Source organism: Rubrivirga sp., from assembly GCF_049648075.1.
Taxonomy (GTDB): Bacteria; Bacteroidota; Rhodothermia; order Rhodothermales; family Rubricoccaceae; genus Rubrivirga.
Genome location: NZ_JBARYR010000252.1, coordinates 1 through 4,607, shown reverse-complemented (window position 1 = coordinate 4,607; position 4,607 = coordinate 1). Strand labels below are relative to the sequence as shown.

Genomic DNA, 4,607 nt, shown 5'->3' with positions numbered 1-4,607 from the left:
GTCCGGTTCTGCGTGCTGACCGGCGGCGAGCCTCTGCTCCAGGCCGACAGCGCGCTCGTCGACGCGCTCCACGCGCACGGCTTCTGGGTCGCCGTCGAAACGAACGGGACGGTCGCGCTGGGGGACGCGTTCGGCGACGGCGCGCGTGCCGATTGGATCGTGTGCAGCCCCAAGCTGCCCGAGTCGAGGCTCGCCCTCGAGGTGGCGGATGAACTCAAACTGGTCGTCCCGGACTACCGGCCCGAGGCGTATCCCGTCCTCGAGGCCGCCGTGCGGGAGCAGCCGGACGGGCGGCGCTACCTGTGGCTCCAGCCGGAGGATGGGCCGAGGCTCGCGGAGGCCACGCGGCTGGCCCTCGATCTATGCTTTCGAGACCCGCGGTGGCGGGTGTCGGTGCAGACGCACAAGGCGCTCGGCGTGGACTGAGTCCGACCCGTCACGCCCTCGAGGCCGCCCGCGCCACGACGCCGATCAGCGGATCCCCGAGCGGCGGACGGTGGATGTGTACCTCGGCCGGGCCGAACGCCCCGCTCGCCTCGAAGTAGTGCGCCACGAGTGCCGCGTGCCCTTCGTCGTCCAACGCCCGCCACGCGGCGACGGCCTTGGTCGGAAAGCACCGGTTCGAGAACGTGACCACGAACGGCGCGCCGTCCTCGAGGACGCGACCGACCTCCGCGAACACCTCGACGGGGCGCGTGAGGTACTGGACCGAGACGCAACACAGCGCCGCGCCAAAGGCGCTGTCCTCGAAGCCCAGCGCGGGATCGTCGTTCAGGCTCTGAACCGTCCACTCCGTCAGCCGCGGGTTGGCCGCCAGCTCATCGGCGTTCATCCCGATCCCGGCCACGCGCCCGGCCTCGAGGCCGGGCGGGAGGTGGCTGACCCAGCTCGACATCAGGTCCAAGACGTCGGCGCCGGCCGGGACGAGGTCGCGGTAGAGCGCCGTCACAGCGGCCTGCGCACCGTCGTCGATGTGGTGGACCAGACGCGGAGTGGCGTAGAACTGGGCGTCCGGCGACTCGTCGGCGCGTCGGAAGGCGTGGGGCGGAAGGACGTCAGGCACGGCGGTGGAGGAGTGGAGTCTGGGCACTCCAGTGCGTCCTCGAGGGTCCGGCCCGCCCGCGAAGGGGGCGAGCCCTGAGGCCGAGCTGCGCCCTCGAGGCCGAGTGACCGGAGGGAGGTTCGCCGGACGCCGGGGTCCGCCCTCGAGGACGGTCGGCCTTCGGTGCGGGCCGTGGCCGGTCCGGCCTCGAGGGCGAAGATGAAGAGACCGTTACGTGGAAGGGCTTCCGCCGCAGAGGCTGGGAGAAGACCGCCCTCGAGGCCGAGGACCGGGATGCGAATCCGTACTTTTGAATCGCCCGGCACGGTTGATGCCTGGCTTCTGGACCCGCGCCCGGTGCGCGGGTCCTTTTTGTTTGCTGACCTCCCGACGCTTGACTCTCCGACTCCCCGCCTCCTTCGATCCCGCCACGCTCCGCCAGGAGTGGTTCGGGAACGTCCGCGCCGACCTGCTCGCCGGCGTCGTCGTCGCGCTCGCCTTGATCCCCGAGGCCATCGCGTTCTCCATCATCGCCGGCGTCGACCCCAAGGTGGGGCTCTACGCGTCGTTCGTGATCGCCGTGACCACGTCGTTCGTGGGGGGGCGGCCGGGCATGATCTCGGCCGCGACGGGTGCGATGGCGCTGTTGATGATTACGCTGGTCCGTGACCACGGCCTAGAGTACTTGTTCGCCGCGACGATCCTGACCGGGATCATCCAGTTCGCGTTCGGCGCCTTCAAGCTGGGCCGGGCGATGAAGTTCGTTCCGAAAGCCGTCATGGTCGGGTTCGTGAACGCGCTCGCCATCCTGATCTTCATGGCGCAGCTGCCGCAGTTCGAAGGCCAGGGCTGGGTGATGTACGCGTTCGTCGCTGCGGGCCTGGCCATCATCTACGGCCTGCCGCGCATCACGACGGCGATCCCGTCACCGCTCGTCGCCATCGTCGCGTTGACGGCCGTGAGCCTGACGCTGTCGGGTGGCTTTGGCTTGAACACGGTCGGCGACATGGGTGAGCTGCCGACCGTGATGCCGCTCTTCTCGCTTCCGGCCGTCGCGCTGACGTGGGAGACGCTGTCGATCATCTTCCCGGTCTCGTTCGCGCTGGCGCTTGTCGGCCTGATCGAGTCGCTCTTGACGGCCCAGATCGTCGACGAGCGGACGGACACGGACTCCGACAAGAACCGCGAGGCGCGCGGCCAGGGCATCGCGAACGTCATCTCCGGCATGTTTGGCGGAATGGCCGGTTGCGCCATGATCGGCCAGTCGGTCATCAACGTGTCGAGCGGCGGCCGAGGCCGGCTGTCGACGTTCTCGGCCGGCGTGTTCTTGCTCTTCTTCATTCTGGTTCTCTCGGACTGGCTCGTTCTGATCCCGATGGGCGCTCTCGTTGCCGTCATGGTGATGGTGTCGATCGGCACGTTCGACTGGGGCTCGATCCCGGCCATGGTCAAGTCGCCCAAGTCCGAGACGTTCGTGATGCTGGTGACCGTCGCCGCCGTCGTCATCACGCACGACCTGTCGATTGGCGTGCTGGCTGGCGTGGTCTTGAGCGCGCTGTTCTTCGCCCGCCAGGTCGCGGACCACGCGTTCATGGAGGTCGAGGAGAGCCACGGGACGCTGGGCCGGACGCACACCTACGCTGTGACGGGCTCGCTCTTCTTCGTGACCGTCCAGGGCTTCCTCAACACGTTCGACTTCCAGGAGGACGTCGACCGCGTCGTCCTCGACCTGTCCCGCGCCCACGTCTGGGACGGATCGGCCGTGGACGCGATCGACCGGGCTGTTCTCCGGTTCCGCCGTCGCGGCGTCGAGGTCGAGGTCGTCGGCCTCAACGACGCCAGCCAGTCCCTCCACGACCGCTTGGCGGTCCACGACAAGCCGGGCGCGCTCGCTCTCGCCGGCGGCCACTAAGCTGCCCTCGGGGCCGAGTCTCCGCCCTCGAGGACGGGCTCCGACTGGATGGCCTGTTCTCGAGGGCGGGTGCTAGGGCCCGCTCGAACGGATCGCGAGATCCAGGCCCGCCCTCGAGGGCGGCGGATACGTTGGGCGTTCCCAACCGTCCGGACCGATGCTCCGTCTCTTCGTCGCCACTCTCGCCCTGTCCGCTTCGGCGGGCGCCCAGACGGACCTCCAGGTCACACAGGCCATCATGGAAGGGGTCGTGTCCATCGCTCAGGAAAACGGGAACGAGATCGTCGCGGGACCTCTCCTCGCCGAGCACCTGGATGCCCTGGACACGGTCCACCGCCTCGACCTCGAGGCCGGGGCCAGCTACGTGCTGGCCGTGATGACGCGGCCGGACGCAGGGTTCACCCCAGATGTTGTCGTGATAGGGCCGAGCGGCGGGTCCGTCGGAGAGGGCACGGTAAATGGTGGCGGCTTCATGATGATGGTCTCTGCCAGAGAGGCCGGGCCACACGTCATCGAGGTCCGCGTCGCGGGGCCGCGTTCCGGCCCACGCGCGTACGGGCTCATCGTTCTGCGGGAGAGCGGTTCGTAGGAAGAGCGCGGAAAAGCGACGCTGGAGGCCGCTCAAACGGATCGCCGGATCCAGACCCGACGCACCGTAGGCGGGCTAGCGTGAGGACTCCTCACCTCGCCCTCATCTCGCTCGCCGGCTGCGCCGGACCTCAGACTGGCACCGGCGGCGAGGTTCAGGAGCGGCTGAACGAGTTTGTCGCTCTCGCCCGGGAGAACGGGACGACCATTGTCGCCGGCCCGTTTGTGGCTGAGTACACCGACGCCGGTGCACCCGACGCGACGCGCGACGTCGACCTCGAGGGCGGCGCCGAGTACGTGCTGGTCGCCGCCACGCCGGAGAACAGCGGTCTCATCCCGGACGTGACCGTCGCGGACCGGATGGGCAACGACATCGGGCTGACGATGAGCTCCGAAGACGGCATCGTAGGCGTCGCGATCGAGCCCGAGGTGTCGGCCGCCTACACCGTCGAGATCACGGTCTACTCCGAAGGCCGTGGCTACCTCGATCGGCCGGTCCCGTACGGCTACGTGATTCTCCAGGGCGACTGAGCCGTCCTCGAGGACGGCCGGTGCAGAGGTGGACCTCGAGGAGCGGTGAACCCTCGAGGTCGGACGAACGGATCTCGGGATCCACGCAGCCGCCCCCACTCCTCGAATACGTTGGTCGCACACCACGATCGCGACCCATGCGCCGACTCTTTCTGACCGCCCTTACCGCCTTGTGCTCCGTCGCAGCGAACGCCCAGAGCGGGGCCGCGGCTATCGAGTCCTTTTTCCAGCAGAACGGCCCCACCGCGGAGGACGGCGCGATCACGGTCGCCGGGCCGATCATCACGACGTACACCGGGGCCGACGCGTCCGACGTGATGCTCACGCTCGACCTCGAGGCCGGCGTCGAGTACATGATCGTCGCGATAACGCCGTCGGGCGAGGGCTCGGACCCGGACATCTATGTCGCCAACGGCGTAGGCGACGAGATGGCGTCCGGCGTCGAGACGGACGAGGGCGAGATCCTCTTCTTCGTGCCCGAGACGTCGGCGACGTACACCATCGAGTTCGTCGTCTTCGGCGACGGCGACGCGC

General features: G+C 68.8%; 6 protein-coding genes. 5 read left to right on the top strand and 1 reads right to left on the bottom strand.

Going from position 1 to position 4,607, the window contains the following annotated elements; translation table 11 throughout:
• On the top strand, nucleotides 1-426 hold a 426-nt coding region (locus WBA11_RS07590), incomplete at its 5' end, for a 7-carboxy-7-deazaguanine synthase QueE (protein ID WP_424520095.1).
• 10 nt (nucleotides 427-436) lie between these two features.
• On the opposite strand, the gene WBA11_RS07585 is transcribed toward WBA11_RS07590, so the two are convergent.
• Nucleotides 437-1,063, bottom strand: a complete 627-nt coding sequence (locus tag WBA11_RS07585; RefSeq protein WP_424520094.1) for a methyltransferase domain-containing protein — start codon at nucleotides 1,061-1,063, stop codon at nucleotides 437-439.
• Between the two features lie 373 nt (nucleotides 1,064-1,436).
• Here WBA11_RS07585 and WBA11_RS07580 point away from each other — a divergent pair, with 373 nt between their 5' ends.
• The 4 genes from WBA11_RS07580 to WBA11_RS07565 form a co-directional block, all read left to right on the top strand.
• Nucleotides 1,437-2,954 (top strand): SulP family inorganic anion transporter, encoded by a 1,518-nt coding sequence (locus WBA11_RS07580; RefSeq protein WP_424520093.1) that lies wholly within the window; start codon nucleotides 1,437-1,439, stop codon nucleotides 2,952-2,954.
• Between the two features lie 157 nt (nucleotides 2,955-3,111).
• Complete coding sequence (locus tag WBA11_RS07575) at nucleotides 3,112-3,543, top strand: hypothetical protein (RefSeq protein ID WP_424520092.1); 432 nt, start codon at nucleotides 3,112-3,114, stop codon at nucleotides 3,541-3,543.
• 80 nt (nucleotides 3,544-3,623) lie between these two features.
• Entirely contained in the window at nucleotides 3,624-4,073 is a 450-nt protein-coding gene (locus WBA11_RS07570; RefSeq protein WP_424520091.1) for a hypothetical protein, read from the top strand.
• Between the two features lie 137 nt (nucleotides 4,074-4,210).
• The coding region (locus WBA11_RS07565; RefSeq protein ID WP_424520090.1) for a hypothetical protein at nucleotides 4,211-4,607 on the top strand (397 nt) is incomplete at its 3' end.